The following is a 23,182-nucleotide window of genomic DNA, read 5'->3' on the forward strand; positions in this document are numbered from 1 at the left end:
CAGAAGATACATGCGGTTTGCAATATTCAGCATCAGCTTAGCCCGCACTTCTCACTAACCGTATTATTTCGCTTCCAGCTCTGCTGCGGGTGCTTCAACAACCACTTTCCACGCTGTTCCGATCGGAGGCAGGCTGCGTGTCAGCACAGGACTGTAGAACCCAATGACTTTAGTTCCTTTAGTCAGTTCTTCAGCTTTCACCGTCTCTCCTTCGTGGTTCACAAGAAGTGTATCTTTAGCGATATTCAGCACGACATGGTCAGGAGCTGTTTCTGTTAACCGTGTACCTGTGATCTCAATTTGTGAGATGCTGCCCTCAGCTGTTGTTACATTTTCAATCGTACCAGCCGTCCCCAGAACTTCTTTCAATTGTGTTTCAGATTCTGCAGCGTCATCCAGTACAGTGACTTTATAGGTCGGCGTTTGTGGTGGCAGACTGCGTGTTGTAATCTGGGAATGTTCAGCCTCCACGTTCATGCCAATGGTCAGATCGGTTAGTGCAATCTCTTTCCCCTCAACTGAGGTGAATTTAGTCTCATCGCTCAGATTGAGTACAATACCATCCATACCCGCACCGCCAATCTGAATCGATCTATATTCACCATTATTCGTGATTTTGGTAATTACACCATGTTCAGTAACCGTCTTCACGTCCTCTTCACTAGAGATCGTCACCTGATTTCCTGTTGTGTTCACTTGTCCATGTAGTACCTTTTCGGCAAAAGAAGCCGGTACATACAATGTGCCACCTGTGATTTCGGGCGCTGTACCCAGCGTGAGCAGCATTTTATTTACGGAATATTGATCCTTGCCTGTGGTTACTTGTGTCCAGAGAACACCTCGTGTCAGCTCTGCGGATTTGTTTTCTTTATTCCATTTCAGTTCAATACCCAGTGCTTCGGTAAGATCACGCAGCGGGATCATGGCTACTTTACCATCCTTGTTCCAATAACCATCGGAGATGGATGCACCATTCACGGATACGTTTACTGCATCAGCTGCATTACTATTCGCTGAAACGGATGTTTGATGGACTGGCTGTGTGTTGTCCAGTGCTGATGCGTAAGCGGCTCCACCGCCCAGTGCCATGGTTAAAGCCATCAGGGCACTTACTTTTTTCATGTTGTTATTCATCAATAATCATCCCTTCTAATCTGTGTACTGTCGCGGTAAAATCTTCCTTAGGGCCGCGATACATGTTTATAGACGGGACAACTTGATCCATTGTTGCAGTTGGAATGCAATGAATGTAAGCAGCATGTTAGTTTAGTTTTGAAATATCGTATGTATTGCAGGTTATCAGCAGCAAGATCAGGTTAATTTCAGGTAAGTGGCCTAACCTTTGTCCTATTTCACATTCAAGTACGAGGAGGAACGAATTAGATGAGTGATATGTTGGTAGCACTCTATCGTTTGCCGGAACAAGAGAGTGGACTGAGAACGTTGGAGAAATCCTCCATTGTGATTCGAAGAGCCATTGCCCCAGAGAAGCAACTTGTACTGGATTGGGTGAGGTCACATTTTAGCCAGGCTTGGGTGGATGAATGTGATGTCGCTTTTGCGCGTCAGCCCGTATCTTGTTATATTGCGGTTGAGCATGGGAAAATGATCGGTTTTGCCTGTTACGAAGCGACATGTCGCAACTTCTTCGGCCCGACAGGTGTGAGCCAGGATGCGCGGGGCAAAGGTGTTGGCACAGCCCTGTTACTGGCCTGTATGCATGCGATGAAGGCGGACGGTTACGGATATGCCATTATCGGGTCAGCGGGACCTGTGGATTTCTATGCCCGAACGTTGGGTGCTGTGAAGATCGAAAATTCGACGCCGGGTATTTACGAAGGCATGCTGCGGGCAGACTAGACGATAATGAAGTTGTGGAAGTTGTGGAAAAGGAAGGGAGGATGATTATGAGCACGAAACAAATGCTACACATTGGAATGATCGGTACGGGGTCTATCTCGGATCTTCATATGAGGTGTTATGCCAAGAACGAGGATGCTGTCATCTATGCGATCTGCGATCTGAACGAGGAGCGGGCTAAAGCTGCGGCACAGAAGTATGATGCTCAATCCGTGTACACCGATTATCGGGAGATGCTGGAGGACCCGCATGTGGATGCCGTCAGTATCTGTACCTGGAACAATACACACGCGGAATTCGCCATTGCTGCACTGGAGGCAGGCAAGCATGTACTTCTGGAGAAACCGGTCGCAACCAATGTGGAAGATGCACTGCGGATTGAAGAAGCGGTGAAGAAGAGCGGACGTACGTTTATCGTTGGGTTTGTGCGTCGGTATGATAACAATATGCAGATGATGCGCAGATTCATTGATGCCGGGGAGTTTGGTGAACTGTATTATGCCAAAGCTTCCATTCTGCGGCGTCACGGCAATCCAGGCGGTTGGTTCGCTGACAAAAGCCGTTCCGGCGGAGGCCCCCTGATTGATCTAGGCGTACATATCATTGACCAATGCTGGTATCTGATGGGCAGGCCGAAACCTGTTTCGGTCAGTGGTAATACGTATCGGAAGTTGGGCAATCGTGCCCATATCGAACATCTTTCTTTTTACAAAGCAGCCGACTACAGCGCAGCTGTAAATGACGTGGAAGATATGGCGAATGCGCTCATTCGATTTGAAAACGGAGCTTCGCTGGCGGTGGATGTGAGTTTTACCCTGCATGCACGCGGAGATGAATCATCGGTGAAATTATACGGTGAGCGCGGTGGATTTGAACTGGAGCCGGAGACACTGATCGTCACGGAGAAAAATAACACCATTCTGAATATTGAACCCCAGACCGACAATACGGGTCTCCATATTCATAGTGCATTCCAGAACCAGATTGACCACTTTGTGGATTGTTGCCTGAACGGGACAGAGCCGATCAGTCCAATTGCGGATGGTGTGGCTTCCACGCGCATGTTGTGCGGAATCTACGAATCCGCTGAGAAAGGGCAGGAGATTCGTCTGGATTAAGCACGCTTCAAGTTGCAGTTATGCTTCATATAACAAAAGCATGCGTCTTCCGCGTGTTCTGCGGCTACGCATGCTTTTTGGCATCAGGTCATTTATTCAGTGGTGAATTCTCATATCCCGGATCATCGTAATCCGTATCCTGCAGTCTTGGAAGCACGTTCATGCTCTCAATTGCCTGCCGGGTGTCCGGCGTGCCATGGTCATACAAAAAGGTGTACAGCAAGGTCATACCATCCGAAAATTGCTCTGTTGCCTCATCATGGTCTGCCGATTTGTAGGGTACCGGAGCCCGTTGCAAAGTATAGGCATCGTCATCCTCCAGCACCTTCATCAGATCCTTCAATCGGCCCAACTGCCCGTCATCCACCAACACTTCAAAAGGTGTAGATTCGTTCTTTGTTCGTTCAATCAGGTTATGAGTGACCGATACATACAGATGTTGTTTGCCGTCCTGCATAATCCAACCCCCATTCTGAAATGGAAAAAAGACGCTTCTACTGTTAATAAACAGCAAAAAGCGCCCTGAAACGAAGCTATAACGGTATCCTGTTTTGTTTATTTCCCAAATCTCCCCGTTACAGGAACCTGGCGAGTACCGGCGTCCATCGATCCTGAACATAGAGGGCAGGCAGGTGGACCCGATGATGCCTTCTTGGTTGCTTTTGAAGGTACAGCCGGTTTCTGTCTTAGCCACGCTTTGCAGGTGGACGAACTGCATTTCCAGATCGCAACGGTCTCCGTACGCTCAGCATTACCTGAACCTGAAGTGTGCGACTGCGAACTGGAGGAACTCGCAGCGGTCGGACTCACACCCGGAGTGCTGAACGCCTTATGGTTGCGAATTTCACCACTGCCACGCCGTTCACCAAGGCGATCCTCGTCACGTTCGTTGTGGACCTCGTAGTCACGACGGTCACTATGGCTGATGGCACGACGCTGAGCCATATCCCGACCCTCGGAACGAACACTAGAGCCCGAGCGTGTATATTGTCCATTACCTTTACCATATGAAGTCTGACCGCTCGTCCGGCTCTCCTCACGAGGTTTGCGTTTGTCCGGAACTTCCATGCCGAAGGCTTCAAGCAGGAAGCGGGACACATCCGCTGGCTTTCCGTGATGACTTGCCGGTGAGGTGACATACAAGTACTGCTTGGCCCGTGTGATAGCAACGTAGGCGAGCCTGCGTTCTTCCTCCAGCGCCATGTCCAGCTCGGCGTCTGTCTGTTGCACAGCAAGCGCAGCTTTCTGATCCTCAGGGATATCCTGGCGCAGTGCTGTACTATGAGGCACAATGCCTTCACTGGCTCCAATCCAGTATACACAAGGGAACTCCAATCCTTTGGCCCGGTGAATGGTCATCAGCTGTACCGCGTCACTGTCCTGTGTACGGCGTAGAGATTCCATCTCACGGTGTCTGCGGGAGAGTTCATCCGCGAATTGAATGAACTCTTCTACCGTTTCGAATTTTTTGACGGCAGCTTCAAATTCATCCAGAGTTTCCAGCATCGTTTCCTTATAATGGGTGAAGATGCTGGGATCGCCGCTTTCCATATACTTGTCGTAGAACTGCCTGCGCATCTCCTGAATGGCGATGATGGGCTTTAGTTTGTGCAGTGATTTGATCAGCTTGATGCGTTCCTTGACCTGTTCCTGTTGGAAAGGTTTCAGCTTGTCCCATTTCACCAGATGGATGAGTGGGTATTTCTTGGCTTGTTGTTGCTCGGAGCGTTGAATCCATTCCAGACCCGCATCCCGTGATACATAGAGCGGTCCCAGCGCACTGGGAAGAGCATCCATGGCACGTGGATCAAGAGACAGACGCAGATGATCCATCAGGGGTCTGATGAGAGACTGGTCATAGAACACCGGAGAAGCACCATGCTGTACAAAAGGTACGTCTTTCAACACAAGCTGCTCGAAGACAGCCCGGCTGCTGCTGGCTGTCCGGTGCAGAATCGCAATATCACGATAGGTGTGTTGCCCTTCTTCAACCTGCTGGCACAGCTGGTTTACGACCCACGCGGCTTCTTCCTCCGCATTGGATGGTGTAGCGAAACGAGGCGCATCTCCGCGATTTCCGGCGGCACGAAGCCGTTTGTCACGTCTACGTTTATTACGAGCGACCAGTTCGCTTCCGAGTCCCAGAATGCGTGCATCACTACGATAATTGATATCCAGCGTCACAATGCGTGCGCCGGGGTATACTTTATCGAATTCCAAAATCGATTCCTGGCGTGCGCCATTAAAGGTATAGATCGTCTGGTCATCGTCTCCCACAACCATCAGGTTGCGGTGGGCGGAAGCCAGTTTTTGCACAATTTCATACTGCAGATGGTTGGTATCCTGGAACTCATCTACCATAATGTACTGGAAACGCTTCTGAAGTGGCCCCAGAACAGCAGGATCACGTAGCAGCGCGGCTGCCCGCAGTAAAATATCATCAAAATCCATTTTGCCCCGATCCTGCTTCCAGGCTTCGTAACCTAGCAGGACACGCTTGGCATCACGTTCTTCCTGTGATTTCTCAGGCAGATCGGTGGTTTCCGATCCTTGCATCTTCCATGCGGACAGCATCGCCAGCAGACTTTCAGGCTGGAAGGCCTCACTCATGCCGTTTTGGCGAAGAAGCATCTTCAGCACCGTATGCTGAGCCCGTGACTCGCCAAAGATCTCTTCCTGCACACCGTAATGACGCAATAATGTCAGCGCAAAAGAGTGGAAGGTGCGAGCCTGTACGGCTCTTGCGGCTGCCGGGCGTATACCTGGCAATGCGGCGATCCGGTCTTTCATCTCGGTGGCGGCCTTGTTCGTGAACGTCACCAGCAGGATGCTGCCTGCATGTACGCCACTGACCTCTATGAGGTAGCCGGCTCTTGCAGCCAGCACAGTCGTTTTGCCACAACCAGCTCCGGCGAGCGTAAGAATCGGTCCTCTGCCGTGTCGGACTGCCGAGATTTGTGGTGCGTTTAGTTTGATGCCTGCCTCTTCAAGTAAACGAAAATAAAAGGCATCCTGTTGATCATTGCCCACGAGTTGCCGACTGGTCTCTAGCGGAGCAGACGGGGACTGGGGCAGGGACGCCGCCGGGGTAACCCCAAGCGGACGGGGGTAGAACGTTGAGTTCGGACTTAACATGTTTCATCCACCTCTGTATGCATTCAGGGATAGGACTATCCCGGTTAAAAGTAAACCATTTGCCCTTTTCACAATCGCATTGTAAATTGGTATGATAGAGTTAGTCGCCTAAACAGGCGGTTAAGTATGGCCAAAGCTTCATTATACCCGAACATATGGTCTTGACGAAAGCCCCCGATTTCATCCAGTATCGGTATAAAACGGGCAACTGCACGAGATTACGCAACTTTTTGGCATGATATCGTATAAGTTATAGGCCTGAGCATTTTGCATGAAGGATGTAATATGCTAATTTACTACTAAATAGAAATGATAATATTGGTTTTGACGGGACAGAGGAGGAATGGTCATGAAACTGCTTCAGCGCATCAAAGACGGAGCGAACAAAGCAACAGAGCGTGCCCAGCACGCCGTTGAGATTGGGAAACTGAACAACCAGATTGTGGGCTTGCAACAGGAACAGGAAGTCCATTTTACAGATATGGGTCGCATCTTCTATGAGGGTTATCGGGCACAGGATATGACACGTGCAGAAAAAGAAATGGTGGATCTGTCGCAGCTCTGCGACGAATTGCAGGACGAGATTGATGGTCTGCGCAACAAGATTGCACAACTCAAGAATGAACGGTTGTGCGAGTGTGGACACGTCGCTTCCCTGGATGCCAACTTCTGTCCTAAATGCGGACGCAAGTTGGGTGAATTCAAGACACCAGCACCTACAGTAGGAGCTGTAGGAGTTGCAGGAGCCACCACAGCCGCGAGACAGGAGGCAGCTGTAGCTCAAACCCAAACTCCAGAGCCGGACTTCTACGATGCGCCACCTGAATTGGAACTGGAGGAAGACGAGCCGTATCACACGGTCATTCCGTCCATAGCCGATCTGGAGACGGAATCGGAATATAACAGTACCGAGTTTACCCAAGAAGAAAAGGAAGCGTTCGATGCGGAGTGGGAACGTCGCAGAGATGAAGAGATGCAACGGGAACGTGAGCGTCAGCAGGAGTTGGACGAACGCATCCGCTACTGGAAAGAAAATAACCCGATCGTGAATACGGTGGATGTACAGACCGAAGTGTCACGCGAAATGGTGAGTTGTCAGATTTGTGCAGCCGAGCTGCCCAAAGGTTCAAAATGGTGTCCGCGCTGCGGTGCCGAACAGATCTGATCTGATGCAGTAGAAGCTCTGCCGCATCAGTGTGAGGCAGTGTGGGTTGCTGACAGCATGGGGGGACGGGAATATGGACCAACTGCTGCATCATTTGCGTCATCTCGGGTTTACCGAGATGGAATCTAAAATTATGGTGGAACTCGCTCGTCAGGGATCAGCCTCAGGATATGAGGTTGCGAAGCGGCTGGGCGTGTCCCGTTCCAATGTATATGCGACCCTGCAACGGCTGGAACAGCGTGGGTTCTTGCGGTGTAGTCCGGGGGAACCAGCGAAGTATAGTGTGCTGAAGCCTGAGGAGATGACACGCATGATCTCCGATCAAATGCGTACCTCTCTGAATTATGTCCAGAGCAGCATGCCCAAGAGTGAACCAGAGAAACCTGTCTTCTATAACATCGAGGGTGACAAAAATGTGTTTGAGAATCTGAGCCGTGAATTGGCCGAGGCTCAGCATGAGATTGTCGTAGATGTTTGGCGTGAAGAGGCAGAGCTGCTACGTAATGACTTACAGCAGGCTGAAGCTCGCGGTGTGCGGCTGTTATGGTCATGTGATGGTGGCGAAGGCATGATCGATCAGCCCGTTCCTTTGCCGGGATTACCTTTGTACGGCACAGGTAATGGTCGGAAATTCTCCCTGGTGGTGGATCGCCGCTGGTGCATGCTGGGCATGCGCGGTGAATCATGCGCTACACAAGCAGTGGTGACGGAGCATCCGGTAATGACCGGACTGCTGCTGAATCATTTTGCTCAAGAACTGGTGTTGTACGAACTGGAACAGGATATGGGTGAGGAACTGGGGTCCCGCTATGGGCACCGGTACGAAGATCTCTCTGCACGTTACTGGTCTTCTCCTTCAGGAGAGGATAACAAGAGCTAGGCAGATCGATGATTAATCCACTTCTGATGGAGTGAACACGCCAGCACAGGTTATCTTTCTTGATGAACGAATATGTGTGTACATAAAGCAGGCGCTGCCCAGAGGCAGACGCCTGTTTGTGCTGGTTTGAGATATGACAGTGATGTTCGTCACAGCATCTGTTTCCAGTCAAGTCGATAGTAAGGGTATGAAGTTATGCTATTTTTGAGAAAATGAAGCTATGAACATTCGATTGAACGGGATCGGGTTTGAACAGGATTGCAAATGATTCTACATGATCAATCTTTAGGCACGTGATACAGAGCTTCCAGCACGTCCGTATAATAAGCTGTGCCATGGGGCACGAAATCCGTTGCCCGAATCTCGCGAACAATACGTTCCGGTTCATGAGCTGCATGATCGCTTAACGGGTCCTTATGACCGATGGAATGTGGCGGTGATGTCAACGGGTGAGTCTGAACTCCGGTAGCGTAAATGACGTCGATCTCACTACGGAACAAAGCGAGCAGATCAGCCAAAGGCACTTCATACAGGCTATCTACCTCGCTGGGTTGCAGAACGTAGGATTCGAGAGGCTGATTCAGACATAATCCATAGACCGAGCTGAATTCCCGATCTACAAATGGCACACCACGGACCTCTCCTTGGAGTTGCTGTGTAGCCGTGAGTAGATAGGTTAGTGCATCGAAAGATACATGCACACCCAATTCTTCCTCTAGCTCGCGACTTGCGTCTTGCAGTTGCTCACCAGCGGTGAGATGACCTGCTGCTGTAATGTCATAACATCCGGGAAAGGTATCCTTAATATCACGTCGCCGCTGAAAAAGAACCTGTCGCTGCTCGCCTTCGTCACGCACGATCCAGCAGTGGAATGAACGGTGCCAATATCCTTTGGCATGGACCTCGCTGCGTAGCGCTGTACCGATCCAATTTTGCATATTGTCATAAATGTCGAAACGTTCTGGGGTCATGAAACGTATCTCCTTATATAGCCATTTTTAAAGTTCAAAATTTCACAAAGTATGTTTTAAACGAAAGGGGAACGATCGTATGGAATGCATTGTACACTTTCAGGTGATTTATCCGCAACCTCAGGAACGTAAAAGTCTTAGAGGACTTATATTTGTAGGGCAAGGTCAGGAACCGGCTAACAGTCAGTTAACCACCATGTTTAAGGATATGGGATTCAATGTACGTTTGGAAGATGAGGCCCAACTGTTGTTCAAGCCATTGGATGCTTCGGCTAACTTTGAATATATTCGTGTAACGGAGCTTGATACCGGGGAAGAAGTTTACAAGGAAGATAAGGATCTGAAGTCGATCCTGGAGCATTTGCTGCCACGCCGTTTCTAGTTCATGAGCATGGGTGCACATGAAATTCATGGGGGAGCACATATAATACATGTATGTTAGGCATAAAAAAGGCCCCACCTTTACGGTGGAACCCTTCAAACCTTTAAGCTACGCAACGAATTGTTAATGAAGCCCATATGGCTAGCTTTTCATACATAAACTCTAGCACGTGAGAGGTTGTCCCCCGCATCAGGATTTATATCCGTAATTCAACTCGGAGAGTCTTTATACGCTCATTGCGGTTACGCCGGTGCGCCGCTGCCTTCTGCTTCAAGCTCTGAAGTACAGTGCGAGCAGCGGGTAGCTGCAGCTGGAATTTCAGATAGGCAATACTTGCAAGCCTTGGTCGTTTTTTTCGGCTCGGGCTTTTTGTGTTCTTTGCTTTTCAGATAGTTGATACCCTTCACGAGCATGAAGATACAGAACGCAACGATGAGAAAATCAATCATGACGTTGATGAACTGTCCGTAAGCAATCACCGTAGCGCCAGCTTCATTCGCTTGAGCAAGTGTGGTGATGTCCTGTCCGTTTGCTGTTTTGATATCTCCATCCAGGTTGATGATTTTCTGACTGAAGTCGATTCCACCCATCAGTTTTCCAACCGGAGGCATAATGATATCATTCACAAGGGACGTGACGATTTTACCAAAAGCAGCCCCGATAATGACACCGACTGCCAGATCGATGACGTTGCCGCGGACGGCAAACTCTTTGAATTCGTTAAGTACGCCTTTCATGTCTACATATCTCCTTTGATCATTTCATAATATAGGCCGCGTCTCCATGCATTCTCCGTTCAGATTCGCGCTTCCGTTCTCATATTGTACATAAAAAACACATTCCAATCACCCCTTGTTTGCAAATTAAGACAAGTTTCCGCAACTTCCATGAAAATACTTCTTTATTTCACGCCGCCGATTGGGTATACTTCTAACATTGTCAGTTATGTTTAACCATTTACATTCAGGTTCGCGATCATACATTGTAACGAATCATGGAGCCAAAAATTAAATATGCCGTTACTCGTATATGTGCAGGAATAGGCCTGCATGTCTCTACCCGATCACCGGAATGATCGGACTACGGGAAAGATGTTGCAATATTTTGTGTGGTTGGAATGAGATCATTCTCAGACAGTTTGACTGAAGAGCAGGTTCAGGTAGCTTCGATCTGTTTCTGATGAGACTGTTTGGAATTTCTCGCGTCAGGAGTGAACTCCTGACTTTCTGTTCTTCCATTACACTTGCAGCATCCATACGGCTTGTCCATATACGTACAAGTCCGTCTTTCCCGTCTCCGGTTATTCCGCAGCGCGTGAAAAGGCGGGCTTTTTGTTTTTTCACAGTGATACTGGAGAGGCATGTGGGCTTCTGTGCGGAGGGCATTCAGGGGGAAGAATTGCAATGCAATTGTTAAAAGACAAGGTAAGACAGGAAGGCATTGTCCTGTCCGAACAAGTACTCAAAGTGGATTCATTCCTGAACCACCAGATGGACCCGGTTCTGATGAAGGAAGTGGGCAAGGAGTTCATTCGCCGCTTTGAAGGCGAGAACATCACACGTGTGCTGACGATTGAATCTTCTGGCATTGCGCCAGGGATCATGACAGCGTTGGAGCTGAACGTACCGCTTATTTTTGCGCGGAAGCAGAAGTCGCTCACACTGACGGAAGACATTCTGGTGGAGAAAGTATATTCCTTCACGAAGCAGGAGACGAATGAGATTACCGTTGCCAAGAAATTCATGAAGCCTGGTGATCGCGTGCTCATCATTGATGATTTCCTGGCGAATGGTGAAGCGGCATTTGGTCTGGCTCGCATTGTGGAGCAGGTTGGAGCTGAAGTGGTTGGTATCGGTATCGTTATTGAGAAAGCATTCCAGCCAGGAGGTCGCTTGCTGAAAGAAGCAGGATACCGTGTGGAATCGCTGGTTCGCATCGGGGCACTGTCGGATGGACAGGTTACATTTGCGGACGAGGAGGGCACGAACTAATATGGCACGCGAACGTATTTTTCAGCGGCATCGGCATCCAATCAAAACTTTCTCACTCGGACTTCAACACGTGCTTGCGATGTATGCAGGAGCCGTCGTTGTTCCGCTGATCGTCAGTAACGCATTGGGCTTTACGCAGGAACAACTAACCTATCTGATTGCTATCGACTTGCTTGCTTGTGGTGTGGCTACTCTGCTTCAGGTATGGGGAAATAAATACTTCGGCGTTGGGCTGCCTGTCATGCTCGGTTGTGCATTCCAGGCTGTGTCTCCGATGATTCTCATCGGGATAAACAGTGGGGTATCTGCCATTTACGGAGCGATTATTGCCTCAGGGTTGTTCGTATTGATCTTCTCCGGTCTATTCGGGAAGCTCATCAGGCTCTTTCCTCCAGTAGTAACGGGTTCCGTTGTGACCATTATTGGTCTGACTCTGATTCCGGTTGCTTTCCACGATCTGGGTGGCGGACAGGGGTCAGAAGATTTCGGTAGCGGAGTGAACTTGTTACTCGGTTTCGGCGTGCTGCTCTTTATCATTCTGATGACTCGTTTCACGACAGGCTTTATCCGCTCCATCTCGGTACTGATTGGTCTGCTCGCAGGTACGATTGCGGCAGGGTTTATGGGTGAAGTTAATTTTGCTCCTATCCGCGATGCAAGTTGGTTCCATGTTGTTCAGCCGTTTTACTTCGGTAGACCGACATTTGAGATTGTACCGATCCTGACAATGATTCTGGTGGCGATTGTCAGCGTGGCCGAGTCTACAGGCGTATTTATGGCTCTGGGCAAAATTATGGACAAGGACCTGTCCTCCAAGGATCTGGCCCGTGGTTATCGTGCGGAAGGTCTGGCTATTGTCTTAGGCGGTATTTTCAACTCGTTCCCATATACAACGTATTCGCAAAATGTAGGACTTGTACAGATGACACGTGTGAAGACACGTGATGTCATTGTGGTGGCTGGTGGAATCCTGGTGGTCATTGGATTTGTACCAAAAATTGCAGCGCTCGCACAACTCGTTCCAGGGGCAGTTCTTGGCGGAGCCATGGTGGCCTTGTTCGGTATGGTGGTCTCCTCCGGTATTCGGATTATCGGCAGTCAGGTTGATCTGAACCGACATGAGAATCTGTTTGTCATCGCTTGTTCTGTAGGAATGGGCCTTGGGGTTACAGTTGTGCCTGAGTTGTTCGCTGGTGCACCGGACTGGGCTCAGATTATGCTCGGTAACGGCATCATTGCAGGTAGCTTCACGGCGATCTTCATGAACCTGCTGTTTAATGGTCTTGGTACCAAAGAAACGGCTGCCAAGATGGCTGAACAACAGGCAGATGCCATCCTTGGAGATACGGGGAAATCGGCTTAATTAGCCAAATTAGGTTAGGCTTATCATCCAACAGGATTGTTATGTTAACTGTTATAAATAGACGATTCACAAGATAAATAATGAAGCAGGTTAATCATGAGGATATACAGCATGAATGATTTATGACATACATCATTTATGCTATGAATATTCAATTACATGAACAAGTCCTCTTTACATTGCGAAACACCGAATATACAGGCTCAACAGAGTCGTGTTTTCGGTGTTTTTTTTGTTTTTTTTATCATCAGCATAGCGTTCGATGTGCCGATGTACAGGAACAATAAGGGAACAGGACCTTATGCCGGATGTAAGAAGATATTCACCTAATTCGATGGCAAGGCAAGTTGGATGAAGGATAGACTGTTATCATGCACGGGGGCAGAACGAATGAAGTTTCTGGATTTGTTTCGAGGGTTTTCCTTGATAGGTCTAAATGGTTATTGTGCAGGTCATCGCGAGTAATCTTTGGATGCGCTGGTTCCAGTATGGACCACTGGAATGGATATGGAGATGTGGTACCTATTTAAGCTTCATGCCGATTCGTAAAAAGCAAACTGAGCCATGTGTTCATGACACAAGGAGCAAAGGTTAAAAATTTTGCTGATCTTTATATCTCGTTTTCCTCTTAATGATCAAAAGACGATCCACACCCGGTTGAAAGGGGATGGACCGTCTTTTCTTTTGGAACACTTGTACCTTTTGCTTGAAGTTACAGGTGACGCATCTGTTTTTCTGCAAAATCGCCAACCCATGGCAGCTTCAACCATTTCCCCTGCAGGCTGGTGACGACCATGATGAGCCAGACCACCACGCCGAGCAGGGATAATAGCGATGCCACCAGGGGGCCAAACAACGGAAGAAAGGCCGATAGTACATGTCCGACCATAATGATGCCAAAGACCGTTACGGATTGCAGCGCATGGAATAGCACGAATCGACTCCGCTTCTCTACAGCGAGAAAGACAATTCCACCTACAAAGGTAAACAGATAACAGAGCATACCGGCAATATTTTCATCCAGACCGCTAGACGATTTCATGGGGGACATCCGGTCCAGCCTCCTTTGTCCTTTTTAACTAGGCTATGAAGGAGATGGACAGAACTGAACCGGTTTGACCAAGGAATGTTCCGGATGGACAGAACAAAAGGTAAGACACAATATAGGTAAACAAGTGAGACTATAGATTCATTTGAAAATATAAGTGCGTATACACACATTCAATATGAGACTTTCTACATATTCAAAATATTCCATAAAATTCCGATTTATATAAATACATTTATAAAGTTTAAACCATGAATTCATTCGAGATGCAAGGAGGCTAATCATGAATATATCCGCAACAACATACGGTCAGGTTCGGGTAACACCTTACGAAATTGTTCGTCTTCAGACCCTTGAAGTAAACAAAACGATGAACGGACATGCGCGAATGAAATTGACGGCAGTGATTCCGGAAGCCCGAAAAGACAGCTATGTTCAGGCAACAACATCCCAAACCGATATTAACGTGAAAATTATCAATGATGATGGACATGAGAAGGTCTTTTTCTCTGGTGTGGTACTACATGTGAAAGTGAACGTCATTAACGATGTACATACACTTATGGTTGACGCTGTATCCCATACCTATTTGCTGGATGTAAAGCTGCACAAGCGTTCCTTCCAAAATCCCAATCTGTCCTACAAGAATTTGGTACGCAAGATTATTTCTACCTATGAAGGTTCAGATATCATTGACTTTGCTACAGATGGCCGTAAAATCGGAGATTTTGTGATGCAGTATGAGGAAACAGATTGGCAATTTATCAAAAGGATGGCCTCCCATTTCTACACTGGAGTTGTACCGGATACAGCGTCAGGCAAACCTAAGTTTTATTTTGGCCTACCCGAAGGCCAGTATAAGGGAGAATTGCAAGCAACCCATTACACAGCAACCAAACGAATTGCCGACTATCGTTCTGCCAAGGAAAATAAAGTGCCGTGTGCCAAAGATCCGGATTATATCGTATACGAAGCGGACAGCAGGCAATGGTTCGAAGTAGGGAATGAAGTAGAATTCAAATCCAAAAAGTGGATTGTAGGAGAGGCGAAGACCCGATTCATCGATAGTTTGCTAACTCATACATATTCCTTATTTCCAGCGGAGGGGCTTCGTTATAAGAAGAGCCACAATACTTCCATTATTGGCGCTTCTATTCAGGCTTCGGTTCTTCAAGTTAAGGGAGACAAAGTTCGTGCCAAGCTGGATATGGATGAGCAGCAGGATGAGAGCACGGCCTATTTCTTTCCCTATTCAACGATTTATGCTTCCGAGAACAATACGGGTTGGTATTGCATGCCTGAAGTGAATGATAACATCCGTATTTATTTTCCAAGCAAAAAAGAGGAGGACGGCATTGCCATAAGCTCTGTAAAAAGGCAAGACCCCGAGATTGTACCGTCTGCACCAAAACAGGCTTCAACCGCATCACCAGCGGCTGGAAAGGGTAGTTCTTCAGGACAGTCTGGGAAAAGTTCAAGTGGGAGCAATCGTAATAGTTCAGGCGCGGCTACAGGCGGAGGATCATCAAGTGCGGTTAGCCGAGTAGCTCCACCCCCGGTGCCCGAAGATCGTATGGGCAATCCAGATATCAAGACATTTCGAACCAAGTATGGGAAAGAGATCATGCTTGCTCCAGACAAAATTGTGATCTCAGCGGGCGGGATGTATATCACAGTCAGTGACGAGAATGGCATTGAGATTGTAAGTGATCAGAATGTCAGTATTACAGCTGGTCAAGATGTCGTCATGTCTGGACATACCATTCGGATTGCAGGAGAGAAGATTGAGTTAACTGGAAAGGGCAATACCATCACTCTGGAAGAAGAGCTGAAGATGCATGGAGCAGAGATCAAGATGAATTAGCTATGGATGATAGAAAGGAAGAGAAATGAACAAAGCGGAAGCGATCGTACATTTGCAACAGGAAATTTTGGAACCTGCACTTCAGGATCATCTCTCAAGTCTGAGGACGTATATCAAGCAACATCAGAACACGTTAATCCAATCATTCGTGGAGTCTATGCGGCAACTCTGTTTAAAAGCAGCGTTGGCACAACAGGAACTCGGAAAAGAACCAATCTCAATCCTTCATTGTTCCATGTTGAGAACATCTATTTTGGAAGGTAGCTACACCTGCCTATTGGAAGCCTACTCCAATCAATGGTATTGGGATGAGGTAGAGTGCCTGCGTACATATGACGCGACGTGGGCGTTCCAACGATTGTCTTCGTTACAAGAGCTTCTTCATATCGAAATGAGACGTTATGGAGGTGTGCTTAATGCTTCTGACGTGGAACGGATGATGCTGCAGTCTGCGGATAGATTCCATGCCTATGTCACTGCGCTAGCACGTATGGCCGTTCCTCATATTGTGAACTTGAAAGAGATGGAACATATGGAACGTGGGGATCAGTTTCAGATCAGGGTAGGTGAATATAAGGACTGGAGTGAACCCGTATATATCAGGGATTATGGGGATAAGGACATTCAGAACATTCGCAAGAAATTGACAGTAGCGGAAGGGCTGGTATGTGCTTATGGAGATTACACGTCACTATCCTTGTCAGAGGGGTTATTTGATCACGTGGATATCAGGTATTCCGATTTCAGTCATTCCGATCTGAGCAAGAGTGACTTAAGGGGTGCAGTGATGATTGGAACAAGATGGGAACAAAGTGAACTGAGTGGAGCTGACCTCAGAGGGGCACTACTCATGGATGCTGTGTTCCGGGAATGTAGTCTGAGTGGAGCTAACCTGTCTGATGTCAGTGACGGAGCGAGTATGGAATTTCAGGAAGGTGCTCTTGGGATTCAGGGAATCTGTTTTGCCGGAGCTAATCTGGAAGGCGCTGACCTCAAGGGAGCGCAGTTATTCCATGCTGATTTCCAGGGAGCTAGGCTGAGTCAGGCACAGATATGGCTTCATGACCGTGAACAGTATACGCATGTTTTGAATGAAGAGCAGATTGAATCGATACTCTGGGTTGTCTCTCATGAGGAGGAAGAGGAGCTATGGTCCCACGATTTTATGAACTGACCGAAGATCATCGGATATTGAATCCCTTCAGGCCTCCTGTACTAAAAGCCAGTTTTGAGGAGTTGCCCATTTCATCTGTCATGATGATTGAACGCAACCCGAATGAAGAGCCGACCGATTGGATAAGTAGACCATCATATTTTGTCAGTGATCGCATGAAGCGGCTGATGGAAATGGTCGATGAAGCACTGATATTTAAATCCGTCACCTTCATCGATCATGGTAGCGGGGAACAGTTGAGCTACTGGGCATGTGATATCCCTGCTGTGTTGGCTTTGTCTGACAGGAGCCTGTTTTATCCGAATGGTTCAATACAACAACTGTTATTACAGAGTGAGAGAGTTAAAGATCAACGCATATTTACAGTGGAGGGAGTAAGAGGGAGCGGTGTAATCGTTCGTCTTGATGTAGCGGAAAGTATGCTTCGCAGAGGGTTGAGTGGCTTTATTTTGCGAAAGGTGGATCTGGAATGAACCGATATGGTGATGAGATACTGCTGAAAATGGACCGGGATTTCCGTTTGGCGAAGCGCATCCAGGAAGCTGAAGCATCAAGTGGGCAGCTTATGACGCAGGAAGAGGTTACATACGGAGTACGCCAGGGATTGATAGAGACCGAAGAAGAAAGCATCATGTTGAACAATCAACGGATCTGGGATGGGCTCCTAACGCTTCCTATACCGGATCACCTGGTCCAGGTTCCCCGTGGCAAACTGCAGGATGACCGAAACAGCCATGAACGAGATGAGGTCATGTGGATCGATGAGCAAAAGGGGATCAGCTTAGGCCTATCCAGATCGTCTCATCCATTGCACGTCAGTCAGATTGAGAGAATGGGCAGTGTCATCACAGATCAGATACGAATGCTCAAAAAGGATGCGCAATGGTTAAATGAGGAAACGGTACAAGGAGATAGCCTGATTGTCTTCTATGGAGAATCCATTCAACCCTCCACCTTGGGAATGGCGTACGACATCGTGTTCGTTACGTCTGTAAGAGGAAGAGCGGTCACAGGAAATGTCCGTTTTCCGGTTGAACAGCTTCATCCATGGCGGCTTCTAACAAGGGCGATATTCACATGTGCGCAAATGAGTGAAAACGGAAATGAACCAATCCAATAATTAACATAGGGGGAATTAGAATGCTGCTACCCATGCTGTTCAAAGCTTTGATGTCAGGAGGCTTCGGTGGTGAATTCACCTATGTGGTCAGAGGTGCCGAGATTTCCTGTAGTCAGGGATCAGATCCGGGTGTACTGAACCTACCTCTTTCCCACGGCATCTATATCAAGGAACAGCCTGTATTGAATGTTGCGGACGTGATTCCGCTGGCTAACGTTGGACGATGCGGGTTTTGCAAAATGGACGGAGCATTGTGTGATCCGGATACGTTCTTCAACAAATGGAGCCAGGGCAAGGAGGACGTGCTGGTGGAAGGAGAGGCTGCTTTGCTCAGTCGATCTGAACTGATATGTCGAAAAGGCGGGATTATCAAGATTGAGGTTGATGGTCAACTGTAAGATAAATACAGATAAGAAAGGGGGAACATTGTGCAGACCTTGGAAAAATCAACGCTAACCTATAGGGATATCCATGTTCATTGGCCATATGGCAAGATACGCCTGGACAAGCTGGAAATGAACCAGCAAGCGGGGGGACATGCTCGGTTATTCTTCAGTGGATGGGTAGATGAAGAATGGGAAGAGACCATGATCCAGAAGGCTGGAAGTCATGATCGAGTCGGATTCATCCAGAAGGATGATTCCGGGAGGGAGTTACCCCTGTTCAAAGGACAACTGCATGAGATTAAAGTCGAAGCCGCCAGAGGGGTTGTGTATGTGAAGGCTTCCGTCATCTCACATACCTATGAACTGGATACCTTGCAGAGAACGAAATCTTATCAGAACGAGAAGTTGCGTTATTTGGACATTGTTAATCGTGTTATGAAGGGTTATCCTGAAGGAGACTATATTGATTTTGCCTTTGATGACACGAAGACGGGCGCTTTTATTATGCAGTATCAGGAGACAGACTGGTGCTTTCTGAAACGGCTGGCTTCTCATCTAGGAGCAGAACTGGTGCCGGATGTGACTGCACACAAGCCCCGGTTCTGGATTGGATATCCTGAAGGCAGAGGGGCATTTGAGCTAAAATCCATCCCTTTTGAGAAGAGTCGTAATATTGAGCGTTTTTTACATACTGAAGCCCAAGGGAAACATGTAGTAAGCGAGGAAAAATATACAACGTATAGTTTTAATCTGGGGCAGGAGCTTCAATTGGGGGATGAAGTATCCTCAGATGGCCATATCTACAACATAACCTCTCGACAGGCGATGCTGGAACGGAGTTTGCTACAGTGGAAATATACATGTGCATTGCCCGCATCGCATCCCCTGCCCAGACAGCTTCAGACAATGATCACGGGTGCTGCTATCGAAGGGAAAATCATTGATGTGAAACGTAACCAGGTGAAGGTTCATCTGGATATGGATGAGGGTCAACAGGCCGGAGAGGCACGCTGGTTCCCGTATGCCGCGGAAGGCAGCCAAGTATGGTACATGATGCCTGAACCGGGCGCGAAGGTGAAACTGTATTTCCCAAGTGCAGAAGAAGACGAAGCCATGGTGATGCAGTCGGTTCGTCAGGAACCAACGGAAACGGAACATGTGGAGAAGAGCAGCAAAGCGATGCAAGACCCCGGTGTCAAGTCCTTTGGCAACCCGCAGGGCAAATCGTTCACCCTTGGCGACAGCGAACTTGTCATGAACGCCCAAGAGGGCGCCTTATTTATCTCGATGGCTGCGGCTAATGGAGTTACCTTGAATAGCACAACCCACGTACAGATTCAATGCAAGGGTGACCTGAACATCAGCGGAGCCAGCGTCAGTCTGGAGGGTACAGAGGGCTTGTATATTCAGACGATGACAGATCATGTGGAGCTCGTGGAAGAGGTCAACGGCAAGAGTGAGAATGTTGTACTGGAAGCCGAGATCCATCGTTCCTTCGACATGATTCAGTCTGCATTCGATCAGAGTCTTGCCATGATGGGAGAGAGCGCACTGAAGGAATCCCGGCTGAAGCGAAATCGGGATGCGCGAGAAAAGGGCAAATTGGACGGTGTGATCGAAGAAGGCAAAAGCCTGCTCAGTATGGTAGGCGATGTAGCTGATCTGGCCTTTACGGGTGTCATGGGAGATGACAATGCTCGGGAAGTCTACGGCTGGGTGAAGGGAGAAGCAGTCGGAACGTTAACGGAGCGGAATGCCACCGTGCAAGGAACGATCACGGGCGTAAGTAACGTCATCGATTATACGGGGGACCTGGTCACGGGTCAGAAATCGTGGAATCAGGTGAAGCAGGACGGAGCCAGTGCGGCAGAGGCGTATGCCAAACCGTTCATGGACCTGAAAGGTGAAGACTACCGCACCATGCTGACGATGACGGAGCAAGAGAGCCACGACGCGGGGTTAAACGATGTTGGGGCTACGATGAGAGTCGTAGATACGGCGGGGGCTTTATTTGGTGGGGCATCCTTGGTCAAAAATGGCGTCAAGGTGCTCAAGGGTGGTGGCAAGAAGTCTGGTCATGGAGATGGAGCCAAGGGTGGCGTTCCGCATGGTCATGGAGATGGGCCAGATGGAAGCTCAGGCGGGGTGATGAAGGATGGCAAGCTCAAGACCAATGCGGCATTAATGCCTTCATCTCTCGCAGAACTGGGAGAACGAATCAGCCAGGCCTTGGGAAAAATGACCGCAGGTGCAGCAGCCAGTGTTCCATGGCGAGTTCGGCTTATGCAGTCAGTAGACGGCAGGCCGTTCATGGTGATTGTGAAGAAGGACAATCACATGTTCTCGGATACAGGTGGGAATCGTGGCAAAGGCGGTGGCTCTGGCAGTTCGAAGGGATCGCCAAACACATCTCATGTGGATTCGAAAGCGGCGGGGGAGCCCCGCAATGTGGAGTCTAGTCCTTCTTCCCCTGGGGCATCCAAACCCCAAAACACATGGGTTGCCAAAGATAGTCCATCGGCAAGCACCAAGCCGAAGACTAGAACTCGCGAAGAATACTATGATCCACATTTGAATCAGCAGAGTATATCCAAGCTAAATGCAGCAGCAGATGAAGGAATTATAACTCCCAACCAATGGACTGGGAAATTGGAATGTAAGAGCGGGGATCTGGAACATCTAACGCAACGTGAGTTGCAAGAGATTAATAAGTTGCTGATCGCTGGAAAAAATGTGAATGCAGATCGGATACAGACGTTACGCACTCAGTCTTCGAAGCTTGCAGGAGATTATTCCGATAAAGTTAAGGAAAGTAACGGATGGGAGCTCAGCAAGGAATATCCTGCATCCAGGCAGGACTCCGTAGTGCTTGGAAAAGAACTGGAAGAAGCAGGTATTACCCGTCCGCCGGATTCTCAAGCGCATCACCTCGTGCCTGTAAATCAAGGGGGACTCCGAAAGTTAATTGAGAAGTACGGAATTAACATCAACTCTTCAGCGAACGGAGTGTTTCTTCCTCAGAAAGCAATGTCGGATTGGCCAGGGCAAGTGACACATTTCCCGTTCAACAACATAGATAAAAAAGGAAATCCGATGTTCAGGCATGGTCAGGAGTATATTGAATATATAGGAGAAAATTTAAAAAAAATAGACAAGTTACCTCTAAGTTCTCAAGTCAAGAAGGAGCGTATACTATCATTTCTAGAAGAGACAAGAGAAGGCTTGTTAACAGGTAAACTGGAGATTTTATATCAAGATTAATGAAATGAGGGGAATGTCGTTGAAAATATGGAAAATGACTAATGCAGTTGATACTAAAGAGCTCGATGTTGTCAAAGAAAGAGGGTTAATGGATAATATTGGTAAAGGTATCTCTCTCGGTAATCAATGGACAACACTAGAAATGAAGCATACTTATGGAGAAGACAACACTGATATTTACGGAATCACTAGTCAGCTAGCAGATATGGTTATCAACGCTCGGGCAATAGAAGCTTTAAAAGATTATCTAGTAAATAAGGTAGAGCTTTTACCAGTAGAATATAATAACGAAGAATATTATGTAATGAATGTTATAAATATTCTAGATTGTATTGATAAAAACAGTTCTATTGCCGACAAGTACGGGGGATTTAAAAATTATATTTTTATAGAAGAAGAAATTAACAACGAACATATATTCAAGACAATATCATACGATTATGAGCTAACGGAGCTCCCGATTATTTCGAGTCAAACGTTTGTTTCCGATGAGTTCAAACAACGCGTCGAAGAGGCAGGGTTACAGGGATTTCGCTTTCGTTTAGCTTGGTCAAGCGAACCCGAAGTATACGTGGAACGCAATCCACGGATTCGAGTAACGGATCGTCAGGATGCGGAGACACATATCAGTACATTCTATGGACCTATTCAGCATATGATTCCAGCCGATTCGAATGATGCGGGCGACCCGGAAATCTATATAACCGAACCGACTGTTGCTGTACCATATCAAACGCTAGTTTCATTTGGGAACAGTTACTTCCGGGGGATGACGCCAGCTTCACTGGATACCGGATATGCAGAAATAGTCATGCATCTGCCGGCGAATGCGCAGTTGACGAAAGAAAACTGGGAGAATCGCCCTTTTGGGTGGGTCGTACCTATGATGCGACACTTTGTGAAAGAGATCATGCAACGTGGCTATTATACAGGACAGTGGCTTGTCTTCCCTAACCAAAGTGAAGAGGACCTGGCGGACACCTATCAGGAGATGTTTAGTGAGACAGGAGTACCGGCACATACACAAATCCTGGCGTACGACGATAGTACCTCCTATTGTGGAGTGATGATTGTCCCGCCGCTGCCGCAATGTGCGGAAGCGTTAACCATGCCTTACCGGGATGCAGGCAAGGAGATGGAGGGCGAATGGCCGATTTACTTCCATACGTTGTTGCCATTGTATCGGGAGGAGATCATACACTTTTTTGAACAGGGCCGGGATGCGCTGATCAGCAAGCTAATGGTCAATGGTGTGGAGGCAGTATATCAGTGGGATCGGAAAAATAGTTGCCTGTAGGCAAGTGAGTCCAGGTTTGAGAATATAAATTAGTAGCTCCCAAACATAACAGATTGATCTCGGTCAAAGGGCCAATGGGATCAATCTGTTTTATTATAATATCCTGTATACTGCGAAAGGAAAATTACAGAAGATTTACATACGGACGATGACAGATCATGCAACGG

21 protein-coding genes and 1 riboswitch are annotated in these 23,182 nt (G+C 47.9%); of the genes, 15 read left to right on the plus strand and 6 right to left on the minus strand.

Translation table 11 applies throughout. The features are described from left to right. Window positions 1-63: 63 nt before the first annotated feature. Entirely contained in the window at window positions 64-1,134 is a 1,071-nt protein-coding gene (locus MHI06_RS02745) for a copper amine oxidase N-terminal domain-containing protein (protein ID WP_340400332.1), read from the minus strand. A 249-nt stretch (window positions 1,135-1,383) separates the two neighbouring features. On the opposite strand from MHI06_RS02745, the gene MHI06_RS02750 reads away from it, so the two are divergent. Together MHI06_RS02750 and MHI06_RS02755 are read left to right on the plus strand one after the other, a co-directional pair. Next, entirely contained in the window at window positions 1,384-1,860 is a 477-nt protein-coding gene (locus MHI06_RS02750; RefSeq protein WP_340400333.1) for a GNAT family N-acetyltransferase, read from the plus strand. A gap of 47 nt (window positions 1,861-1,907) precedes the next feature. Continuing rightward, complete coding sequence (locus MHI06_RS02755; RefSeq protein ID WP_047840275.1) at window positions 1,908-2,978, plus strand: Gfo/Idh/MocA family oxidoreductase; 1,071 nt, start codon at window positions 1,908-1,910, stop codon at window positions 2,976-2,978. Window positions 2,979-3,066: 88 nt separating this feature from the next. Here MHI06_RS02755 and MHI06_RS02760 read toward each other — a convergent pair whose 3' ends face one another. Then, the gene (locus MHI06_RS02760; protein ID WP_169480750.1) at window positions 3,067-3,435 is read right to left on the minus strand and encodes a hypothetical protein; all 369 of its coding nucleotides are present in this window, start codon (window positions 3,433-3,435) and stop codon (window positions 3,067-3,069) included. Between the two features lie 98 nt (window positions 3,436-3,533). Then, window positions 3,534-6,113, minus strand: coding sequence for a UvrD-helicase domain-containing protein (locus MHI06_RS02765; protein ID WP_340400334.1), 2,580 nt, complete (start codon window positions 6,111-6,113; stop codon window positions 3,534-3,536). A 349-nt stretch (window positions 6,114-6,462) separates the two neighbouring features. Here MHI06_RS02765 and MHI06_RS02770 point away from each other — a divergent pair, with 349 nt between their 5' ends. Then, window positions 6,463-7,278, plus strand: coding sequence for a zinc ribbon domain-containing protein (locus MHI06_RS02770; protein ID WP_169480748.1), 816 nt, complete (start codon window positions 6,463-6,465; stop codon window positions 7,276-7,278). A gap of 73 nt (window positions 7,279-7,351) precedes the next feature. Next, window positions 7,352-8,158 carry a TrmB family transcriptional regulator gene (locus MHI06_RS02775; protein ID WP_169480747.1) on the plus strand — a complete coding sequence of 269 codons (807 nt, stop codon included), beginning with the start codon at window positions 7,352-7,354 and terminating at the stop codon, window positions 8,156-8,158. A gap of 278 nt (window positions 8,159-8,436) precedes the next feature. Here the strand turns inward: MHI06_RS02775 and MHI06_RS02780 are convergent, their stop codons facing one another. Next, complete coding sequence (locus tag MHI06_RS02780; RefSeq protein WP_340400335.1) at window positions 8,437-9,129, minus strand: NUDIX domain-containing protein; 693 nt, start codon at window positions 9,127-9,129, stop codon at window positions 8,437-8,439. Window positions 9,130-9,208: 79 nt separating this feature from the next. Between MHI06_RS02780 and MHI06_RS02785 the strand changes: the two genes are divergently transcribed. Further along, window positions 9,209-9,511 (plus strand): hypothetical protein, encoded by a 303-nt coding sequence (locus tag MHI06_RS02785; protein WP_169480745.1) that lies wholly within the window; start codon window positions 9,209-9,211, stop codon window positions 9,509-9,511. 242 nt (window positions 9,512-9,753) lie between these two features. Here MHI06_RS02785 and mscL read toward each other — a convergent pair whose 3' ends face one another. Beyond that, window positions 9,754-10,248: a large conductance mechanosensitive channel protein MscL gene (gene mscL, locus MHI06_RS02790; RefSeq protein WP_169480744.1), complete on the minus strand. Its 495-nt coding sequence runs from the start codon at window positions 10,246-10,248 to the stop codon at window positions 9,754-9,756. A gap of 266 nt (window positions 10,249-10,514) precedes the next feature. After that, a riboswitch (purine riboswitch) is annotated at window positions 10,515-10,614 on the plus strand. Between the two features lie 300 nt (window positions 10,615-10,914). Here mscL and MHI06_RS02795 point away from each other — a divergent pair. The 3 genes from MHI06_RS02795 to MHI06_RS02805 all read left to right on the plus strand — a co-directional run bounded on the left by MHI06_RS02795 (window position 10,915) and on the right by MHI06_RS02805 (window position 13,460). After that, window positions 10,915-11,502, plus strand: a complete 588-nt coding sequence (locus tag MHI06_RS02795; protein ID WP_036613196.1) for a xanthine phosphoribosyltransferase — start codon at window positions 10,915-10,917, stop codon at window positions 11,500-11,502. A 1-nt stretch (window position 11,503) separates the two neighbouring features. Next, on the plus strand, window positions 11,504-12,865 hold the full coding sequence (locus MHI06_RS02800; protein WP_340400336.1) for a nucleobase:cation symporter-2 family protein: 1,362 nt from the start codon (window positions 11,504-11,506) through the stop codon (window positions 12,863-12,865). 436 nt (window positions 12,866-13,301) lie between these two features. Continuing rightward, window positions 13,302-13,460, plus strand: a complete 159-nt coding sequence (locus MHI06_RS02805; protein ID WP_169480742.1) for a DUF418 domain-containing protein — start codon at window positions 13,302-13,304, stop codon at window positions 13,458-13,460. A 117-nt stretch (window positions 13,461-13,577) separates the two neighbouring features. On the opposite strand, the gene MHI06_RS02810 is transcribed toward MHI06_RS02805, so the two are convergent. Further along, window positions 13,578-13,916 carry a hypothetical protein gene (locus MHI06_RS02810; RefSeq protein WP_062837331.1) on the minus strand — a complete coding sequence of 113 codons (339 nt, stop codon included), beginning with the start codon at window positions 13,914-13,916 and terminating at the stop codon, window positions 13,578-13,580. A gap of 280 nt (window positions 13,917-14,196) precedes the next feature. On the opposite strand from MHI06_RS02810, the gene MHI06_RS02815 reads away from it, so the two are divergent. The 7 genes from MHI06_RS02815 to MHI06_RS02845 are packed head-to-tail and all read left to right on the plus strand — an operon-like array spanning window position 14,197 to window position 23,015. Next, on the plus strand, window positions 14,197-15,777 hold the full coding sequence (locus tag MHI06_RS02815; RefSeq protein WP_340400337.1) for a hypothetical protein: 1,581 nt from the start codon (window positions 14,197-14,199) through the stop codon (window positions 15,775-15,777). 25 nt (window positions 15,778-15,802) lie between these two features. Continuing rightward, the gene (locus MHI06_RS02820; protein ID WP_340400338.1) at window positions 15,803-16,951 is read left to right on the plus strand and encodes a pentapeptide repeat-containing protein; all 1,149 of its coding nucleotides are present in this window, start codon (window positions 15,803-15,805) and stop codon (window positions 16,949-16,951) included. After that, the gene (locus MHI06_RS02825) at window positions 16,927-17,424 is read left to right on the plus strand and encodes a DUF1629 domain-containing protein (RefSeq protein WP_340400339.1); all 498 of its coding nucleotides are present in this window, start codon (window positions 16,927-16,929) and stop codon (window positions 17,422-17,424) included. The genes MHI06_RS02820 and MHI06_RS02825 overlap by 25 nt, the downstream gene beginning before the upstream one ends. Further along, a complete protein-coding gene (locus tag MHI06_RS02830; RefSeq protein ID WP_340400340.1) occupies window positions 17,421-18,071 on the plus strand; it encodes a hypothetical protein in 651 nt (216 codons plus the stop codon). Before MHI06_RS02825 ends, MHI06_RS02830 begins: the two co-directional genes overlap by 4 nt. Window positions 18,072-18,091: 20 nt before the next feature. Further along, a complete protein-coding gene (locus MHI06_RS02835) occupies window positions 18,092-18,469 on the plus strand; it encodes a DUF4280 domain-containing protein (protein ID WP_340400341.1) in 378 nt (125 codons plus the stop codon). Between the two features lie 30 nt (window positions 18,470-18,499). Continuing rightward, on the plus strand, window positions 18,500-21,718 hold the full coding sequence (locus tag MHI06_RS02840; RefSeq protein WP_340400342.1) for an AHH domain-containing protein: 3,219 nt from the start codon (window positions 18,500-18,502) through the stop codon (window positions 21,716-21,718). A 19-nt stretch (window positions 21,719-21,737) separates the two neighbouring features. Then, the gene (locus tag MHI06_RS02845) at window positions 21,738-23,015 is read left to right on the plus strand and encodes a suppressor of fused domain protein (RefSeq protein WP_340400343.1); all 1,278 of its coding nucleotides are present in this window, start codon (window positions 21,738-21,740) and stop codon (window positions 23,013-23,015) included. The last annotated feature ends 167 nt before the right edge of the window (window positions 23,016-23,182 follow it).

This window comes from Paenibacillus sp. FSL H8-0079 (assembly GCF_037991315.1).
Classification (GTDB): domain Bacteria; phylum Bacillota; class Bacilli; order Paenibacillales; family Paenibacillaceae; genus Paenibacillus.